This window comes from Exiguobacterium sp. s183, assembly GCF_018617655.1.
GTDB lineage: Bacteria > Bacillota > Bacilli > Exiguobacteriales > Exiguobacteriaceae > Exiguobacterium > Exiguobacterium aestuarii_A.
In genome coordinates this window covers 442,545-460,781 of record NZ_JACSKN010000001.1, presented here as the reverse complement: position 1 = coordinate 460,781, position 18,237 = coordinate 442,545, and the positions used below count along the sequence as shown (strand labels likewise).

Annotated in this window: 21 protein-coding genes and 1 pseudogene; 4 read left to right on the top strand and 18 right to left on the bottom strand. The window is 42.6% G+C overall.

Translation table 11 applies throughout. From position 1 onward, the window contains the following. Nucleotides 1-8: 8 nt before the first annotated feature. Nucleotides 9-644, bottom strand: a complete 636-nt coding sequence (locus tag KNP62_RS02385; RefSeq protein ID WP_483299202.1) for a cytochrome c biogenesis CcdA family protein — start codon at nucleotides 642-644, stop codon at nucleotides 9-11. Between the two features lie 294 nt (nucleotides 645-938). On the opposite strand from KNP62_RS02385, the gene KNP62_RS02380 reads away from it, so the two are divergent. Then, a complete protein-coding gene (locus tag KNP62_RS02380; RefSeq protein ID WP_214782733.1) occupies nucleotides 939-1,658 on the top strand; it encodes a peptidoglycan DD-metalloendopeptidase family protein in 720 nt (239 codons plus the stop codon). Nucleotides 1,659-1,720: 62 nt separating this feature from the next. On the opposite strand, the gene KNP62_RS02375 is transcribed toward KNP62_RS02380, so the two are convergent. Then, entirely contained in the window at nucleotides 1,721-2,602 is an 882-nt protein-coding gene (locus tag KNP62_RS02375; RefSeq protein ID WP_353047514.1) for an IS3 family transposase, read from the bottom strand. 532 nt (nucleotides 2,603-3,134) lie between these two features. Further along, nucleotides 3,135-3,356, bottom strand: a complete 222-nt coding sequence (locus KNP62_RS02370) for an Lrp/AsnC ligand binding domain-containing protein (protein WP_251125598.1) — start codon at nucleotides 3,354-3,356, stop codon at nucleotides 3,135-3,137. A gap of 66 nt (nucleotides 3,357-3,422) precedes the next feature. On the opposite strand from KNP62_RS02370, the gene KNP62_RS15560 reads away from it, so the two are divergent. Beyond that, nucleotides 3,423-3,650: a PRD domain-containing protein gene (locus KNP62_RS15560; protein WP_353047502.1), complete on the top strand. Its 228-nt coding sequence runs from the start codon at nucleotides 3,423-3,425 to the stop codon at nucleotides 3,648-3,650. A 228-nt stretch (nucleotides 3,651-3,878) separates the two neighbouring features. Here KNP62_RS15560 and KNP62_RS02360 read toward each other — a convergent pair whose 3' ends face one another. The 11 genes and pseudogenes from KNP62_RS02360 to KNP62_RS02310 form a co-directional block, all read right to left on the bottom strand. Further along, the gene (locus KNP62_RS02360) at nucleotides 3,879-5,300 is read right to left on the bottom strand and encodes an MATE family efflux transporter (protein ID WP_214782725.1); all 1,422 of its coding nucleotides are present in this window, start codon (nucleotides 5,298-5,300) and stop codon (nucleotides 3,879-3,881) included. A 79-nt stretch (nucleotides 5,301-5,379) separates the two neighbouring features. Then, nucleotides 5,380-6,057, bottom strand: coding sequence for a hypothetical protein (locus tag KNP62_RS02355; RefSeq protein WP_353047501.1), 678 nt, complete (start codon nucleotides 6,055-6,057; stop codon nucleotides 5,380-5,382). A 50-nt stretch (nucleotides 6,058-6,107) separates the two neighbouring features. Beyond that, nucleotides 6,108-6,350: a heavy-metal-associated domain-containing protein gene (locus KNP62_RS02350; RefSeq protein WP_214782722.1), complete on the bottom strand. Its 243-nt coding sequence runs from the start codon at nucleotides 6,348-6,350 to the stop codon at nucleotides 6,108-6,110. A gap of 142 nt (nucleotides 6,351-6,492) precedes the next feature. Further along, nucleotides 6,493-6,768 (bottom strand): glutaredoxin family protein, encoded by a 276-nt coding sequence (locus tag KNP62_RS02345; protein ID WP_029336165.1) that lies wholly within the window; start codon nucleotides 6,766-6,768, stop codon nucleotides 6,493-6,495. Nucleotides 6,769-6,782: 14 nt separating this feature from the next. Next, nucleotides 6,783-9,242, bottom strand: a complete 2,460-nt coding sequence (locus KNP62_RS02340; protein ID WP_214782719.1) for a heavy metal translocating P-type ATPase — start codon at nucleotides 9,240-9,242, stop codon at nucleotides 6,783-6,785. An 18-nt stretch (nucleotides 9,243-9,260) separates the two neighbouring features. Then, a complete protein-coding gene (locus KNP62_RS02335) occupies nucleotides 9,261-9,476 on the bottom strand; it encodes a heavy-metal-associated domain-containing protein (RefSeq protein ID WP_029336168.1) in 216 nt (71 codons plus the stop codon). Between the two features lie 45 nt (nucleotides 9,477-9,521). Beyond that, entirely contained in the window at nucleotides 9,522-9,980 is a 459-nt protein-coding gene (locus KNP62_RS02330; protein ID WP_214782716.1) for a CopY/TcrY family copper transport repressor, read from the bottom strand. 112 nt (nucleotides 9,981-10,092) lie between these two features. Beyond that, nucleotides 10,093-10,233, bottom strand: coding sequence for a thioredoxin domain-containing protein (locus KNP62_RS15710; protein ID WP_353047513.1), 141 nt, complete (start codon nucleotides 10,231-10,233; stop codon nucleotides 10,093-10,095). 850 nt (nucleotides 10,234-11,083) lie between these two features. Continuing rightward, nucleotides 11,084-11,719 (bottom strand): annotated as a pseudogene (locus KNP62_RS02320) (transposase); the annotation flags it as partial. Nucleotides 11,720-11,809: 90 nt separating this feature from the next. Further along, a complete protein-coding gene (locus KNP62_RS02315) occupies nucleotides 11,810-12,958 on the bottom strand; it encodes a YncE family protein (protein ID WP_214782713.1) in 1,149 nt (382 codons plus the stop codon). Between the two features lie 356 nt (nucleotides 12,959-13,314). Next, nucleotides 13,315-13,704: a QcrA and Rieske domain-containing protein gene (locus KNP62_RS02310; RefSeq protein ID WP_251125558.1), complete on the bottom strand. Its 390-nt coding sequence runs from the start codon at nucleotides 13,702-13,704 to the stop codon at nucleotides 13,315-13,317. 345 nt (nucleotides 13,705-14,049) lie between these two features. On the opposite strand from KNP62_RS02310, the gene KNP62_RS02305 reads away from it, so the two are divergent. Beyond that, nucleotides 14,050-15,714, top strand: a complete 1,665-nt coding sequence (locus KNP62_RS02305) for a multicopper oxidase family protein (protein ID WP_214782710.1) — start codon at nucleotides 14,050-14,052, stop codon at nucleotides 15,712-15,714. A gap of 71 nt (nucleotides 15,715-15,785) precedes the next feature. Further along, nucleotides 15,786-16,103: an AbrB/MazE/SpoVT family DNA-binding domain-containing protein gene (locus KNP62_RS15705; protein ID WP_214782707.1), complete on the top strand. Its 318-nt coding sequence runs from the start codon at nucleotides 15,786-15,788 to the stop codon at nucleotides 16,101-16,103. A gap of 96 nt (nucleotides 16,104-16,199) precedes the next feature. On the opposite strand, the gene KNP62_RS15700 is transcribed toward KNP62_RS15705, so the two are convergent. The 4 genes from KNP62_RS15700 to KNP62_RS02280 form a co-directional block, all read right to left on the bottom strand. Further along, the gene (locus KNP62_RS15700) at nucleotides 16,200-16,274 is read right to left on the bottom strand and encodes a four-helix bundle copper-binding protein (protein ID WP_353047512.1); all 75 of its coding nucleotides are present in this window, start codon (nucleotides 16,272-16,274) and stop codon (nucleotides 16,200-16,202) included. Between the two features lie 79 nt (nucleotides 16,275-16,353). Next, the gene (locus tag KNP62_RS02290) at nucleotides 16,354-16,617 is read right to left on the bottom strand and encodes a pentapeptide repeat-containing protein (RefSeq protein WP_214782701.1); all 264 of its coding nucleotides are present in this window, start codon (nucleotides 16,615-16,617) and stop codon (nucleotides 16,354-16,356) included. A 411-nt stretch (nucleotides 16,618-17,028) separates the two neighbouring features. Next, nucleotides 17,029-17,226 carry a hypothetical protein gene (locus KNP62_RS02285; RefSeq protein WP_214782698.1) on the bottom strand — a complete coding sequence of 66 codons (198 nt, stop codon included), beginning with the start codon at nucleotides 17,224-17,226 and terminating at the stop codon, nucleotides 17,029-17,031. Nucleotides 17,227-17,693: 467 nt separating this feature from the next. Continuing rightward, nucleotides 17,694-18,227: a DUF4258 domain-containing protein gene (locus tag KNP62_RS02280; protein ID WP_024127825.1), complete on the bottom strand. Its 534-nt coding sequence runs from the start codon at nucleotides 18,225-18,227 to the stop codon at nucleotides 17,694-17,696. Between the last annotated feature and the right edge of the window lie 10 nt (nucleotides 18,228-18,237).

Sequence of the window (18,237 nt, the reverse complement as noted above, 5' to 3'; positions counted from 1 at the left end):
ATAGAGCGTCAGAACCCTCTAAACCCTGTAAAATCAATCAATATTGTAGTTAGTTTCGTTAGACCATCGAAATACAATATGATACCTAATAAAATCATAAACCCTCCACCTATTTTTGTAACCTTTGAAGAATACTTCATTAAATATCTTGATTTCCCGACCCAAAACGACATTAAGAAAAATGGAATGGAGAAACCTAGAACATAAAAGAGCATATATAAAAATCCATTACCAGGATTTGTGGCAATCAAAGCAATAACTCCAGCGAGAATTGGTCCTGTACAAGGAGTCCATCCAGCAGCTGATCCGACTCCGAGCAAAAGCGTTCCGATATAGCCACGCTTTCTTGTTCCTAAGTTCAATTTTCGCTCTTTAAGTAAAAATGTTGGAGTCCATAGACCAGTTAGAATAACACCAAATATGAATAAAATAAGTGCACCGCTCATCTGTAAAACATCTTTATACACTATAAAAAAATCAGCCAAGTATGACGTTGAAAAACCCATCACTAAAAATACGCTCGAAAATCCAAGTAGGAAAACTAATGTATGGGGAACTCCATTCCAGTTCCACTTTTCATTTTCTTTTAACTCTCTAACTGAAACCCCTGTAATGTAAGATAAAAAAACGGGATATAAAGCCAGACAACATGGCGAAATGAAAGATAAAAACCCTGCCCAAAAGCTAACAAAAAAGATAATTCCATCAATTTTTTCCTACACACAAAAAATAAATCTATTTTTTGGAATATTTATAAAAAAGAAATGTGTTTAATTTTTATCATAAAATCCGTTTGTGAAAAAACTATGCATTTTTTGATTAAATCTCTTGTCAATTTTTGAAATGAATTTGATATACTTTTTTGTAATATAGTGATGCTATACTCCTTTTAACAAATCGTTCGTCACTGTATCTTTATCTTTAAAGGAGTACAACTAATGAAAAACAAGGTAATACTTATCGCTTCTAGTATCTTACTCACAACAACTTTTTCGATGCATAGTCCAAAAGTCGAGGCAAGTAGTGCATATAACGTAAAAGTGAAGACAGACGATCTTCGTGTTCGGACTGGTCCTTCTCTCAATCACAAAATTGTCGGCATCACTAACACTGGGCAGACCTTTTCTTATTTAGGAAAAAAAGGGGCTTGGACAAAAGTACTTTACAAAGGAAACACACGGTATATCTATAGTTCTTACCTAAAAAAATATAAGAGCCACGTTGCCAAAAAAACATCATATAATAACTCTCTTTTTGCTTCTCCTACAGAAGGTCGGCTGACCCAAGGATACGGAAACTCTAATGGTGCTTACGGTTATACATTCCATAATGGCGTTGATCTAGCTGCAGCAAAAGGCACACCCGTCTACGCTTCTGCCAGTGGAAAAGTCATTACATCTAAAAACAGCGGTGCATACGGTAAACACGTTATGATTTCACATAGTCTACAGAATCAAAAATACGTAACCGTTTATGCTCATATGAACAGCCTTTCGGTAAAAAGTGGTCAGACAGTCTCTAAAGGTATGAAGATTGGAACAGTTGGGAATACAGGAAACTCGTTCGGAAATCATTTGCACTTTGAGATTCATAAAAACAGTTATAAATACAGCAGTTATTCTGCAGCGAATAGTGTCAACCCAATGAACTATTTGTAACCTAAAAAAAAGAAAAGATTAGACTGACCTAGCTATATGAGACACTAATAAAAATACCTTGATTAGGCTACCGCCACACCATAATTTATCGGTGTGAGGTAGCCTAATTTTTCTTGGATACGTTCTTCGTTGTAGTAAGTTAAGTAATTATTCACCCGCTCACGCACTTCATAGTCGCTTAACGAGTTGAACTTGACGTACTGGAACACCTCAGACTTCAAGTTCGAATGAAACGATTCGATCACCGCATTATCCCAACAGTTGCCTCTTCGAGACATGCTGCTCGTCAGATACTTCCTCTTTACGAAATCTTGAAAGGCATATGATGTATAGACACTTCCTTGATCTGAATGGATGATAACCCCTTCGGGATTGTTCCGACTCTCCAACGCCATCCTTAACGTATCGATGACGAGGGGCGTCTGTTGATGATCGTATAGCTTATAGGCAACAATCTCATTGTTGAATAGGTCGATGATCGTGGAGAGGTACTTCGTCGTGCCTCCGTATTGGATGTAGGTGATGTCCGTCATCCACTTCTTATTCGGTCTACTGGCAGTGAAGTCTCGCTTGAGAAGGTCAGGGGCGATGACGATACTCTCACCCTGAGACTTCCATTTTCGTTTGGGTTTGATCCGACACTGGAGATGGTGCTTCTTCATGATTCTCTGTACGGTGTTCCGGTTTGCTGCCAATTCATAGGTTTGTTCTAACAGGGCCTTTATCTTTCGATGTCCATATCGATACTTTGTAAGCTTATATACTGCGACGATTGTTTGCTCTAGCACCGAAGGGTGCTTCACCGGTTCTCTGGCCCAACGGTAATAGGTTGCCCGCGGAACGTCTATCACACGTAGGATTGTCGTGACTGTATATTTGCTCCTCAGGAGCTCTACAACCTTTAGGACTACTTCTTTCTCAACTCTCTTTCGATCTCCATGAATTTTTTTAAGATTTCGTTCTCCGTCTTCAGGTGGGATAGTTGACGCTCTTTCTTGTCATCCTCGCTGGCGGAATCAGGACCGAGTCCGTAGGTGTACTGCTTACCGATCGGTTGGCCGAATCGATAGATTTCATTGGACCGATACCATCTCATCCATGTGTGAATCTGGAATTCATTTTTGATTCCGTGCTTCTCCATAATCTCTCTAGTCGTCAACTCACAACTTAGTTTGTCTCTCACCACTGCCCACTTCACTTCACTTCACTTCACTTCACTTCACTTCACTTCACTTCACTTGAATATACGTTTTTGCCCACGCAAAAACACCTCCGATGCCAGCACTTTTTTAAAGTGGACCACTGCGAAGGTGTTTTTATATTGTCTCAAAAATTTAGGTTAGCCCAAAGTTAGATTTTTTTATGTCCAATTTTTATGGGGCAGTTCACAAGAATTTGAGCTTTTTCATAGAATTAAATGATTTTTCTAAGGTGTTTAACTGTCTCTATCAACTTTTGTACAGCTAGCGATATATTTTATACGTCTTTTATTGGCGAGAGACGCCGCTTGATTTCGTTGATAGACAAGTAAAGCGTATAATTCCCGTATTCAAGAATCGAATTTAGAAAGAGATTCAGTTCTTCCTGAGATGTCACTTTTATTTTTAGGTGGTAACATCCTTCTCCTGATACACGATGGGCTTCCACTACTTCTTGGCGCTCGTTTAGAAATTGAATATACTTCTCATGATTGGACATTTTCATAATGCTTACAATATTGAAACCGATGAAGAAGATATTCGTTATTCATGATTCATCACACATGTGAAATATTTCGCTGAACGCTTTTATGCTGGAAAAATATTGAATGAAGAATCCGATCAACTATTTGAACAGATTGCGAACATCTACCCAAAGGCCATGAATGGTTCATTCAAAGTACGGGACTACCTTAAACAGTTGCACGGTGTGACAATTCCTAATGAGGAAATAGCTTATCTAGCCGTTCATATTCATCGACTGACAACTAATATGGATTTGAATAAACAATAACTTTCTTAATTACCTGGTTCTTTTTGACGAAGACCAGGTTTTTTCTATACTGAACAAAAAAATATCCATTTTTTATAATCGAGCAGCTACAGGCCGCATGACATATGTGTGTTTTTCACCACTGATTCGATTTCTTTAGGTCGGCGTGACGGGCTCCTTTAATAACTTTTTCAGAAAAGATAAAAGGAAAGAACAACTTTGCTCTTTCCTACAATTTCTAGCCCAGTGTTAGTAATTATTTATACATCGCACGTCTTCATGCTTGGTTTGGGGATGACAGGGTTTCTGTGGTTCGGATTCCGCTACAATCCAACGCCCTCGGCTGAATTGAATCCAAAGGACGATCGCCTTAAAGATGATGTCTAGACCGATGGCGATCCACACTCCTGCAATGCCCATCTGCATCTGAATCGCCAATACATATACTGCCCCAGTCCGGATCACCCACATACCGATCGTGGTCAGATACATTGGAAACTTCGTATTGTTCGCTCCTTGGAATCCACCGGTCAATACAAGGACGACTGCTAGGAAAGGCTGGAAGACCGCTGCTATTTTTAACGCGACATCGATGTCTTTGATGACTTGGGGATCGTCGGTGAAAAGTGAACCTGCCCATCCTCCGAAGAAGAATAAGACGACCCCGAATAAGGACATGAAGCCCATCGCCATGAACGTGCTCAATCTGGCATATTCTTTGGCGGTCTCGTGGTCTCCCGCTCCGATGTTGCGACCGACGAGAATGGTTGCTGCTGTCGCGAAACCATATGCCAACATATAAGAGAACACCTCTAGATTCCCTGCAATTTGATGCGCGGCGAAGGTGTTCGTCCCGAGTAGCACGATGAATCCGAAATACACGATCTGTCCGGCTCTCATGACCAATCGCTCGATAGCCGCCGGGCTTCCAAGGTTCACGAGCTCCAACTGGTGTTCGAGATCCGGTCTCCAGAAATCTTTCCTGAAGGCGATCACTTCCGTCTTACGAATATAGTTCATCAATAAGAGCGTCCCGACGAGCCGGGCGATGACGGTCGCGAGTGCCGCTCCGACGAGACCAAGTTCGGGAATGATCCAAAAACCGAAAATCAACATATAGTCGAGCACAATATTGACGACATTGATGACGATGCTTACCTTCATCGGTGATTTTGTATCTCCCGCACCTCGTAAGATACTACTGAGCACAAACATCAATGCCATCACGATCGATGGGATCCCGACAATTTTGAAGTAGATGCTACCAGCTTCTAAAACGTCATTCTCCACCCCCATCAACCGCAGGAGAGGCTCAGCGAAAAATAGCGTCACGACCCCAAAGGTCACCCCGACCACGACAGATAGGACGATGGCCTGCTGCGCGATATGTCTCGCGCGCTCGATTCGTTCTGAGCCTAAGTTATTGGCGACATAAACGTTTACTGCCACACCGATTGCCATAAAGACAGCAAAGTAGATGGCGAGGATGGCATTCGTCACTCCTACCGCTGACACTTCTGCTAGGCCGATTCTTGAGACGAACAGCGTATCGACAAATCCGAGCAACGTTTGGAAAAAATTCTCGGCAATCGCTGGTAACGCGAGTAGAAGGATGAATTTCATCTTGGTTTTTCGATCACCATGAGTGTCCAGCCGCTCACTTTCTATCATCTGAGTCCTCTCCTTCGAAAATTATGCTTACAACGATTACAGGAAAGCGACCCAACGAGGAACCATGGGTCGCTCATGGTCAATCTGAGACACGAATGACGAAAGGATAGGTGTGCACAGTCCCATGGAACTGGAATTCGGCCCAGACCTTGTATAGGCCAGGTTTATGGAAGACCGTCTCAAATTCCGTCGTATCATGAGAAGAAGGATGCACATGGATAAACTGTTCTCCGGCTTCATCCAAGATGACGACATGACCAAGTGCTCCAAGGTATGGCTCCGGGTTACTTTCTTTGGTGTCATAGCTGAAGACAGTCGGGACATGCGCTTTTAAAGAGTCAATCGACAGCTCGACGGTATGACCTTCGATCGTCTTCGTCAGACTCTCATCCACTTTAAGTGACGATTCGATAGAGGAAGAGGAATGATGATCAATCTGTAAGTGAACCGGCTTCACTTGATATGCCAGTCCCTTAGGCTGAATATCCACGAAGAGTTTATACGCCCCTGCCTCAAGTTGGACGGGGTGCTCGAATCGACCCTCACCCTTTTTAAACGGATGGAGGTGTCGGTACTCAGTTAGGTCTTCGTTCACGAGAATCAAATGGAATTCCTTTTCATGGCTGACTTCGAGTTCCGGGGCTTGCTGATGTTGATCCTTTAACTCGATACTGATTTTCCCGAATTCATATTTAGCTTTTACAGACACTTCATTTCCCGTCAAGTTCTTCATATGATGATGTCCATGGTCTTTCACGTTTAACACTCCTTTGTGTAGTCCTTGATCGCACCGTCACTCGACCTCCATTACTTGCAGCAAGAACAGCCGATTTTAACGGTCGCCTCCGTTACCTCGTAGCCAGTCTCTTGAATTGCGGTTTCAATCTCAGAAAGTGTGAGTTGGCTTTCATCGAACGTCACGTCCACCTCTCCCGCCGAAAGATTGACCTTCACTGATTCAATACCCGCTAACTTTCTAACGTGTCCTTCAATCTTATTGATACAAGATCCACAAGACATACCCGCTACCTGAAATGTTGATTTTTTCATTATATGTTCCTCCTGATTATTTAATTACCATACATGGGTAGGGTGTAAAAGTATCGATTTTTTTACACCCTCGCCACCTTATGTTCGTGTCCCTCATTGCGCGACACGCTTTCAACAGGTTCTGAGAGTGAGCTATCGTTGCTTATCGTAGCAACGTTAGAATCTCTTCTTTGTTGTTCTCGAAGCCAACAAAGTACTTCACTACTCTTCTTTTTCTGAGCATCCCTTTTTTGTAGAAGACAAACAGTGGTACGATTCGATTCCCTGATATCGCTACCATTTCTTGTTCAAGGTCAAGGTTCACACCCACATCTTTGTTCACATAAGAAACTGAGATTGTTTTTAAGTATTTTTTGGCATCCTGACAATCTGAACACGTCGGACGCGTGTAAAGTTCGAGCTGTAGATCTCTATCCATCCCAATTCCTCCTTTTATTTAATCATCGAAGGCTGGAATCGTTTCAAACGGAGTGCGTTCACCAGGACCGAGACTGAGCTTAAACTCATGGCCGCTCCAGCAAGAATCGGGTTCAATAAGGGCCCACCAAGTAGATAAACAATCCCCATTGCAAACGGGATACCCATGACATTATAGGCAAATGCCCAAAACAGGTTCTGTTTAATATTGCGGATGGTTGACTTGCTCAATTCGACAGCTGTAGGTACATCCATCAAATCGCTTCGCATCAAGACGATGTCTGCAGATTCGATCGCAACGTCAGTACCCGAACCGATCGCGATTCCGATGTCTGCTTGGGCCAAGGCTGGTGCGTCATTGATTCCATCACCGACCATTGCGACCTTCTTCCCTTCGGCCTGTAACTTCTTCACTTCGTTCGCTTTGTCTTCAGGTAACACTTCACTCAGTACCCGATCGATCCCGACCTGTCTCGCAATCGCCATGGCCGTACCTTTGTTGTCTCCGGTGATCATGGCTACTTCGATACCCATTCGTTGAAGTTTCTGAATGGCTTTACGACTGTTTTCTTTGACGGTGTCTGCGACAGCGATGATCCCTGCGATTTGTTGGTCAATCGCGATATACATCGGCGTCTTGCCTTGGTGTGCGAGTTTGTCTGAAGCGCCTTCAAGGACATCAAGTGAGATGCCGCGGTCTTTCATCAATTTTCTGTTTCCGGCAAGCAAGACTTTTCCGTCGATCAGTACTTCGATCCCGTGCCCTGGGATGGCTTCAAAACGATCGATATCCATGACACGCATCATTCTGTCCTCTGCCGCTCTTACGATTGCTTCGCCCAATGGATGTTCAGACCCTTTTTCAGCGGAAGCGGTCAAGCGTAACAACTCATCTTCTTGATGTCCATTCCCTGTCACGATATCTGTCACTTTCGGTTTTCCTTCAGTGATCGTCCCTGTCTTGTCGAACACGATCGTCTGGACTTTATGGGTCGTCTCCAAGGCGCCGCCACTCTTGATCAACACACCATTCTCAGCACCTTTGCCCGTACCCACCATGATTGCTGTTGGTGTGGCCAAACCTAGTGCACAAGGGCAGGCGATGACCAGTACTGAAATCGTGATCGTCAAGGCGAAGAGGCCGGTCTGACCGCCTAAATACCATGCAATTCCTGAAAGGATCGCGACGACGATGACAATCGGTACAAAGTATCCGGAGATGATATCGGCCAGTTTTGCGATAGGAGCTCGAGAGCCCTGTGCATCCTCGACCAATTTGATGATTTGAGATAGCGCCGTATCCTTACCGACTTTCGTGGCTCGGTATTGGATGATCCCGTTCTTGTTGATGCTGGCACCGATGACTTGAGCACCCACATTTTTTTCAACAGGGATACTTTCACCGGTCAGCATGGATTCGTCTACAGACGTATTACCTGATAGAACCACGCCATCCACCGGAATCTTCTCACCAGGCTTTACGATAATCGTGTCGCCGACGATGACTTCGTCGATTGATACTTCTAACTCTTGTCCGTTGCGGACGACCTTTGCCGTCTTAGGTGCCAGTCCCATCAATTTTTCAATCGCTTCGGATGTTTTACCCATCGACCGGACTTCAAGATATTTACCTAATGTGATCAGCGTGAGAATGACTGCGGCTGTCTCATAGTAGAGGCTATTCACGTATCCCTCATAACCTGAGAGGATAGCCATGGTAGCACCGACGCTATAGAAGAAGGCTGCGCTCGTCCCTAGTGCGACAAGTGAATCCATATTCGGATGCCCTCGGAACAATGTCTTAAATCCGACGGAGAAGAATTTCCATCCGAATAACATCACTGGGATGGTCATCATGAGCTGCAAGACAGCGAACAATTCTGGGTTCATCGTTGGATGCAATGCCATCGGTAGGGGTAGGCCGATCATATGCCCCATCGCCACATAGAGTAATGGAATCGTGAAAATCGCCGACCATACAAATCGGTTCCACATCGATTGAATTTTTTTCAGTTTCTTTTCTTTCTCGGTATCTTGACTATCCGCTAATTCTTGATCTTCTCTTGCCTCATATCCGGCGTTTGCCACCACTCGGATGACATCTGATACAGTCACCAGCTGAGGATCATATCGAATGACTAATTTTTCTGTCGCCAAGTTCACATTCGACTCAGTCACACCCACCATTTTCCTCGTGGCCTTCTCAATCGTCTGCACACATGAGGCACAAGTCATCCCTGTGATGACAAATGATCTTTGCTCGGTCTCGGTTGAGGCCTTGTAGCCAGCCTTCTCGACGGTCGTCTGAATATCCAGCGGCGAGATTTTCGTCTCATCGTAATGAATGCTCAATTTCCCAGTCGCTAGGTTGACGTTGGAGGTCACTACGCCAGGCAATTTTTTTGTTGCTTTTTCAACTGTCTGAACGCAGGACGCACAGGTCATCCCTTCCACGGCAAATGTCTTACTCTCCATATCGTCTTACCTCCATTATTATTGGGCTGATTCGACTTCGTAACCGACCTCGCCCACAACTTCTTTAAATTCATTCACATCTAGTCGTGTTTCATCGTACTTCACTTTTGCGATGCCTTTCTTTAAGTTGACTTTCGCACTTTCAACCCCATTCAGACCTTCAAGTGCTGACTCGACTTTGTTGACACAATGAGCGCATGACATACCTTTAATCGTTAAAATCGTTTTTTTCATCTTGAGTCTCCTCCTATTCACTACATTCATGACATCATTTCAAACTCAATGTCTGGATCCACAAGAATGGTCCTGACATCTGCATTGACCCGGGGTACAGGTGCATGGAATGTCCTCCACCGCTTCACTTTCCTTCATCTCAAGGATTTTTTTGAGATTCTCGATATCCTGTACACTCAGTGTCGCCTGTGTGATCATCGTTCCGATTGTGTTCCCGACATCCCTGTCACAGATATGATCGAGTAGATCGTGTAACGTCTCTCTGATGACGTCACCTTCAACGACGTTCGCGGAGTAGATGAATTTCTTCCCCTCGCTCTCGGTTGAGAGCATCCCTTTTTTCACGAGCCTTCCAATGAATGTCTTCGTCGTCGCAGGCTTCCAGCTCATCTTCTTTTCCAATACCTCGATGATTTCTTTACTGGTCACGTGCTTTTGGGCCCAAACGACACGCATGACTTCCCATTCTGAATCCGTGATTTGTTTTTCGACATGTTCAGCCATTTGTCTAACCTCCAATTTTAAGTTTACAATCGTAAACGTTTTATTTGTTTTCAGTTTACATTCGTAAACGTCGACTGTCAACCATTATGTTTTTGGGTTCGCTATTCAGTCTTCATTGGCTATATTCTTGTCTAGAAAACGCATCTGGATATCCTTCAGCAACGCTTTCAAATAGTAGTGCGAGCTGACGGCATCCCGGGCACCAATCGGCGGTGAACTTTAAGACTACAGGCTGCGTAGAGTGATTAACCATTTGCAAATCAGATAATTGAAATTTCGAAAGCATTTTTTCTCCTCTCTTTTCGTTTACATTTGTAATCGATTTGAGTTTACGAATGTAAACGTTATTTGTCAATCTATATATTCGTGTTCATTTTGTATGTTTTTTATTTTGATCTCATACAGCTTTAAATTGTTAACTACTGTCATCTCTTATATGATGTAATAAAACATAGTAGGAATTGTCTTAAGCGTTTTGTTGCTTAGTCGCTAGGATTAAATAGATGATTCGACTACTAGCTTACTATTGAGACATTCTCATAAGTAAAAAGTGTAGGAAGGTATACATTTCGACGTCGAAATGTATACCTTCCTACACCACAAAGTGCCAGTTTATGAGTGATTTTTTTTATAACAACTTGTATTTAAATGATTTAAATATAGGAACTACATATGCTGTATACAAAATAATAACCAAATGAGGGATTAGAATTGGAATCAAACGAGACCAAGGTGACGTCATTCCGCGTGTCACAAGAAGTGAAAGAACATATTCAGCGTTTAATGGAGCAACGTCAAATATCAACCAACCAATTATTCGAGCAATTAATATCATTGGCCGATAAACAGTCACCGGACCCCTTAGTCGTCAAGGAGAACGAATCACTCGAAGCAGCACTGAATCAAGTGCTTGCCCTGTTCAATGAACGAGCCTCTCGACTAGAAACGCAACAAAAAGAACATGAGCGAATCAACGCGCGATATAAAAATACCATTCATGACCTTGAACAAAGCGTAATTGCAGAAGCTGAACGACTTCAAGAGGAGTATGAGCGAAAGGTGTCGTCACATGAAATTGCACTCACTCAATTACAAGATCAAATCAACATGTCCGCACGAAGAAGTTCATTCTCAAGCTCCATTTGCTGGATACGGCGCTTAAGCTTCTCTTCTTCGCTTAGTTCGTCCTCTGGCTTCGTACGCCCACGGCGGTCCACGAGCGCCTCTGCCCCGCCCGTGTCATACTTTTTGATCCAGCCATAGACCTGGGCATAGGACACCTGAAATTGTTCCGCGGTCTGCTGGTAGTTGCGTCCATTCTCCAAACAATATTTCACGATCTCAAGGCGCTCTTCGAATGTAGTTTTTCTTCCTTTTGTCATAGCTCGATCCATCCCTTTTCTCGAATCTGTTAACTCGCTATGACTAGTATACTTCTTAATCCATTTACGAAGAACAGACCAATTACTGATCTGATACTTGGAGAGTACCTCCATTCTAGTGAACCCATCGAGATAGTCGCGGACGGCCGCGATTTTCAGTTCCTTGGTGTAAGATTTCCATGCCTTCGATTCCTTCAACGCATCGATCCCACCGGTATCGAATTTCACTTTCCACACCTGGAGGGTGTGCTTAGAGACGCCATGAGCCTCCATGATTTCCTTCCAAGTATATGTTTCTTCTTCCATCATGCGCAGCGCACTCAATTTTTGTTCGATCGTATGCCGACTTCTCGCCATAAAAAACACTCCCCAATAGAATAAACAGATTTGTTATTTCATCTGTCTACCTATTGGGGAGCATATCAATGTGGGCAGCGGGGCTTGGCGTTATTCTGTTATGCTGATACCATTTGGAACACCTTTCACTTCGATCGTTTCGATTAACTTGTTTTGCCCTTTGTCGATGATTGACACTGTATCTTCAAACATATTGGTTACATATACTTTCTTATTGTCCGGACTGGTTACGACTCCGTGCGCCCCTTTTCCGGTTATAATTTCAGCAGTTGCTTTCCTTAAGGCAAGTTCAATCACTGTGACGGAGTTAGATGGAGCGTCTTTTGTACCCTGGTTTGCCACATAGGCAAATTCATCATTTACATCAACATAAACCTGTGCCGGACCCACACCAACTTCGATTTTTTCAACCTTTTCAGTCTCAAGGTCCACTACAGCCAACGCATTTTCAGCATTTAAAGTGGCCACAAGGGTTTTTCCATCCGATGTGACACCTGCAGTAACGGGAACTGCACCGACTTTGATCCGTTTTTCTTCCTTCATCGTTTCTAGGTTCACCACACTGACTGTGTCTTCTCCCATGTTCGCAATATAAGCCTTCTGGCTATCGGCTGAAATCCTGAATCCATGAGGGCCTATTCCTGTCTCTACCGTATTGACAACCTCGTAGCTTGCCATATCTATGACAGAAATATTGTTATCCTCATTATTCGTCACGACCGCAAAGTTCCCGTTCTCAGTAAATACGATGTGGGCAGGGTGATTTCCTACTTCAACTTCCTTGATTAGTTCATCACTTTCCACATCAAAGAAAAGCGCTTTTCCACTATTCCCCTCTCCGTGGCCGCCCTCTTCTTCATGGCTTTCATCCTCTTCGTCATGGCCGCCTGTTTCCGGTACAAGGGTTGCACCAATGATTTTTCCATCTGGAAATACTTGGACATTATGAACAGAACCTTCCAGCTTAATCGTATTTATAATTGTGTTGGTTGCGGCGTCAATTTTGGAAATGCTTCCACCTTCATTTGCAGTATAATAATATTGGGCAGCTGTTTTCCCAGCCATTTCTTCAGTATTCTCCCCTTCTTGCTTCTCATTTTCTCCCACTGCTACAACAAGCTCCTTTTTGTTGGGGCCTTCATCAACTGCATTGTTGCCTGAACTACATCCTGCTACTACAACTCCCAGAACTCCCAGCATTAATAGAAAAATAAATATACTCATTTTCACTTTATTCATGTAAAGCTCCTCCTTTATCAATGTAAGGCAATCATAACAGCTGATTTTTGTATCAACTGTGATATATTTCACTTGGCAAATAAAAGGTTTTTAAAATCGTACAATTTGTTGAAATCCATTAAAACTGCATATTCTGCCTATAAGATAGAAGGTTTTCAAGTCATAAAAAAAGAACATGGCCTGCATTAGGGGCTGTTCTCTAGGGGATATTTGTAGTTGCTCATTTAAAGTAAAGACCAGCCAGTCCGGCGGCCGTAACTACTAGTGATCAGAAAATAAGGAAAGCGAACGGCGAGAGTTTTTTTCTTCCTTGCTTTTCCTTTTGATTCGAACAGCATGCCATAGAGCACCTCCATTCACTTTTTCCGCTTTTCCCTCACCATAGGGCTGAGAATGGTAATACAAACATTTTTATCCTCGATAAAGGATTCAAAAACATCCAACGACCTTGGTGGAGGCCCTCCTACATTGATTCCCTGCTCATCATACTTGCCTCCATGACATGGACAATAAAACTCGACTCCTTCATTTTCCTTCATGGACACTTCTGCGTTTCCTGCTGCACAGCCCAGATGTGTGCAGATAGGTGACATAATTAACAGAGAATTATCCTCCTTGTTTTTATTGATATACAAAAACCCTTCCATTTCCTGTTCAACCCACGCATCCTGAACCGTTGTTTTATAAAACACTTTTTTGGGAAAGTCACCTTTCTCCAGTTCACTGAGCGGGCCCAGGCTGGCCATTGCACTAGTATCCACTTTCTCTCTATTGCTGCACGCAGATAAACTGAGGGAAGAACTGATATAGCAAATAGACCCGCTGCTCCTTTAAGGAACTGGAAATGAATGTTCCCCTATTCACCTTCTCCATTTTAACCACCCTCCTATTTAACTTTTAATGTTAACCCTTAAGTTTGCAGAAATTTCATGCTTTCTAAAATATAGGCTTGGTTAAATTATGGAGATTCTGTTAACTTTCATATTTTAACTGCGAAAATGTAGTGAATGAGCTATTTTAATCATTTTTATCCATACTTTCTGCAAAATTTTTTACTATTGTTAGGATGAAAAACAACAGGAGGTATGGTTATGAAAAGAAAATTGCTTGCTTTGTTTGCATTTGCTGTCCTTTTCCTTGCTGTCCTTTTCCTTGCTGCCTGTTCCAGCCAGCAGAGCGGTGATATGGAAGGCATGGATCATGGAAATACGAAAAAGGAAGAAGGAACTAAAAATAAGGTTAATCCTGAAAAGGTTGATGGTGCTCAAACTGTAAGTTCCGAGACACTTACAGGGAACGAATTTACCATTGTTGCCAAAGAAGGAACACATCAGTTGAATGATCGTGTCAGTGTTAATGCCCTTGCTTTTAACCGCTCCGTTCCCGGCTCCCAGATAAGGGTAAAACAAGGGGAAAAAGTCAAAGTGAATTTGAAAAACGAACTTTCTGAACCGGTTTCCATCCACTGGCATGGAATTACTGTTCCAAATGAAATGGATGGAATTCCGGGGGTAACCCAAAATGCGGTTCAGCCTGGTGAGTCCTTCACTTATGAATTTACGCCTGAGAATCCGGGAACCTATATGTACCATACGCACCAAAACGCTGTAGAACAAATGGATAAAGGCCTCTATGGGGCCATTATTGTCGAGCCTAAAGAAAAAACTTATGATCGCGACTATACCTTGATGCTTGATGAATGGATGAGCAATCCCGAAGAGGAAAGCGCCGAAATGGAAGGTATGGAGCATAATAATATGAATAACAATAAAGAAGCAGAAGGCGAAAGCAACATGGACCACAGCAATATGAGTTCCGAAGCAGGCAATGAAGAAGAAAGCAAAATGGAGGGCATGGATCAAGGCGGCATGGGCGGCATGGGCCATGACATGAGTGCTTATGATATCTTTACGATAAACGGTAAAAGTGGGGATAGCATTGAGCCGCTGATGGTGAAAGAGGGAGAAAAAGTCCGCCTCCGTCTGGTCAATGTGGGTTTTATGTCCCACAAAATCCATTTGCATGGACATAAATTTAAAGTGGCTGCCATTGATGGGCAAGAGTTGAATGAACCACAGGAAATTAAGGACCAAGTAATCTCTATAGCACCAGGCGAGCGTTACGATATAGAATTTACGGCTGATAACCCTGGTGAATGGTTCATTGAATGCCATGGTGACATGGAAGGCACAGCAGGCATGAAGACTCTAATCAAATATGAAGATACAGAAGGGTCCACTGACACTTCTAACCAGGAAATGCAGCTCCCAGAGTTTAACTATATGAATTACGGTGTGTTTGAAGATGCTGAGTTCACACTCGAACAGGATTATGATGTTGAGTATACAATGGATCTTAATACAAAAATGGATGGAGAGGGGCAAGTATTTACCATCAATGGAAAGAACTTTCCTGAGACAGACAATATTAATGTTAAAGAAGGAGATCTTGTAAAAGTTACTTTAACCAACAGTTCGATGATGGACGACCACCCAATGCATTTGCACGGACACTTCTTTCAAGTCCTGAGCAAAAACGGCAAGCCGGTTGAAGGCTCTTCAATCATTAGGGATACCATAAATTTAAAACCGGGAGAAGAAGTTGTCGTAGCATTTAAGGCAGACAATCCTGGTAACTGGCTATTCCATTGCCATGATTTGCATCATGCTACAGCCGGTATGGTAAATATGGTGAAGTATGACGGCTTTACACCAAGTTTTACACCAGATCCGGATGCAGGCAATAAGCCTGAATAACAGGGAGATACTGCCTAAGCCCTCCTTGGGCAGCTATCCTTTCATAATAAATCGAATGAAAGGGCTGAAGTATGGCCATTTTAAAGAAAATCACAAAAAACGGACAGGTTACCATTCCCAGTCACATTACCAAATCAATAAGAATCAAAAATGGAGCATATGTGTTTATTTACGAAAAGAACCGCCGAATCATTATTAAAAAGACCCATCACGATAAGACCTTAAATCAATGCATATTTCGAAATGGCCGATTGTCCATCCCCATTGAACTAAGAAAGCAGCTGGAAATCAACCCAAGCACTCTACTTTCAATTGAAGCATCTTCAGAAGAACAAATGATTATAATTAAAATATCGGAGCAAGAACAACCTTTATGCAGTTCGATTTAAATCTGATTAAAGCATTAAGGAGAGGTTTTTAAAACACACAAAAACAGGCCCGCATCTACAACTGCGCAGCCTGTTTTTTGATTTTCTATAGTCTGATTAAGATGCCATTTTTCGGCATGCTTCTGCACACTTAAAGCATGCTTCCGCACATTTTTGGTTTTCACCCAACATACTTCGCCTATTTAATCGAGACACGTGCATTGTGCTCGGTAATTTAAATAACACCCTGTTCTATGGGCAACTTAGATGCTTACAGTCGCAATATGTCATTTAGGTTAGCTTCATATAGATCTGCCTTAATGAGTATTGCCCCGCGTAGGTCAGCCTTGGTTAAATCAGCGAAGCGTAGATTAGCATCAACTAGGTCGACATAGCTTAGATTCGCTTCAACTAAATTAGCGTCACTTAGATTAGCACCGCTTAAGTCAGCGCGCTCGCCACCTACTTCTTTGATTAGCCATTTTCTATGCTTAGTTAGGATGTCACTGAGTTGCGAAGGGGTCAATTGCTTCATTAGTGGTTACTCCTATAATTTTATCGTGATACACACTGATCACATCGAAGAGAATTGCTTTTTTGTCACAGTATCTCAACAAAAAACAGTAAATACCCATATGTTGAAGGTTAGACCTTCTCGATAGGTCCATTATAGTCGATGCGATAGTATCGATAGAGAGGAATAAAATACTTTCCGAATGAAAAGACCATGCCTCTACTGCCTAAGAAAAAATCATCCACACACACCTAACTATTGAGCAGCTACTCCTCTATCATGTCTGATCCTTTTCAATTTTTATCTACCGTTTCCTAATATCTATATTTATGTGATTTACATCTCGCTTAACAACTCCTCAACCATTCATAAGAGAAAAAATGTATACATGTATACCCATCGACAAGTATACATGTATACATTTTGAAATAATCAGTTATGTACTTGAAGCATGTTCGTATTGAAGAAGACCGTCATCTGTTTCAATCGTTCTCCTTCTCTCACCTCACAAAGGAGATCCATGCTTACTAACTCAAATACCCCAGAATCGATGTCCATCCGTTCAGGAAGTCTTCTAAGCAATACCTCTTTCGTCTCTTCAATCGTTTGCTGGTCCAATGTGTGACTCATTTGAATCATCCTCTCCTGTTGATAGCTCAACAATACCTTGAATCTGACCTCTCAACATCTCGGCTTGTTTAAAACAAGCCCAGGGCTTACGTAGGAAAAACGGTCATTTTCACCAAACACGCACTCTTTTTTCATTAATCCAAACATCGCAAATACACATTCATGAATAGACGGAACAACGTGATTTCTTTATGCCTTTGACTTCTCACCAAAACCATTTGTTTTCGCCACGCGACAACATTCCTTTTCCCGGATCCGAATTCTGGATTCAGGCGAGAGCATTTCCCTGGAGATGGACTTTTAAATCTAAAAGCACAATAACAAATTTATAGTAATCCCTTTATCTATTTAGTCCGAAATATGTGTACGAACCCATAAAAAAGAAAAAAAGACTTGGAGCGAACGAATCGCTACAGGTCTCCTTTTTTCTCTTAATCTAACGGGTTACACGCCAATCCCGAACCTTTTTACCAACTTTGCTTTTTCCACACCGCTTTTGGGCTATTTTGTTTATACGTAGTCACAACGACTTTCCCTGCTTTATCTAATACCAGTGTTGTTTTGGTCGGCGAGTGGTACAAAATCTTCGCGCCTGTGTTTTTATCTACGTACTTCGTTCCATATGCCATTGCACTGGCAAATTGTCGTTCAGTAATCCCCCGTTGTCCTGCTCGTTCTGCAGCATGTTTAGAAATCTTTTTAACCGCTTGCTTTCCTACCCACTGTCCAACTAAGCGAACTACAACTGCAATGATGATAGGCGCGAGCGGAAGCGCCATTACTTGGAAACCCGGATCTTTACTATGTTCAGATTCAATCAAACCTAATTCTGCATTATCATAGTAGATTCGAGCATCAAATTCTTCAAGTCCCTCGTGGTAATCAACAACATATTGTTCGAAATCGAGCTCGCTTTCGTCTTGCATGGCATAGCTAACGTTAGGACCGATTACACCGAACAAAAATACAGTTAAAATAACTCCAGTAATCCACTTGTACATACGCTTACTC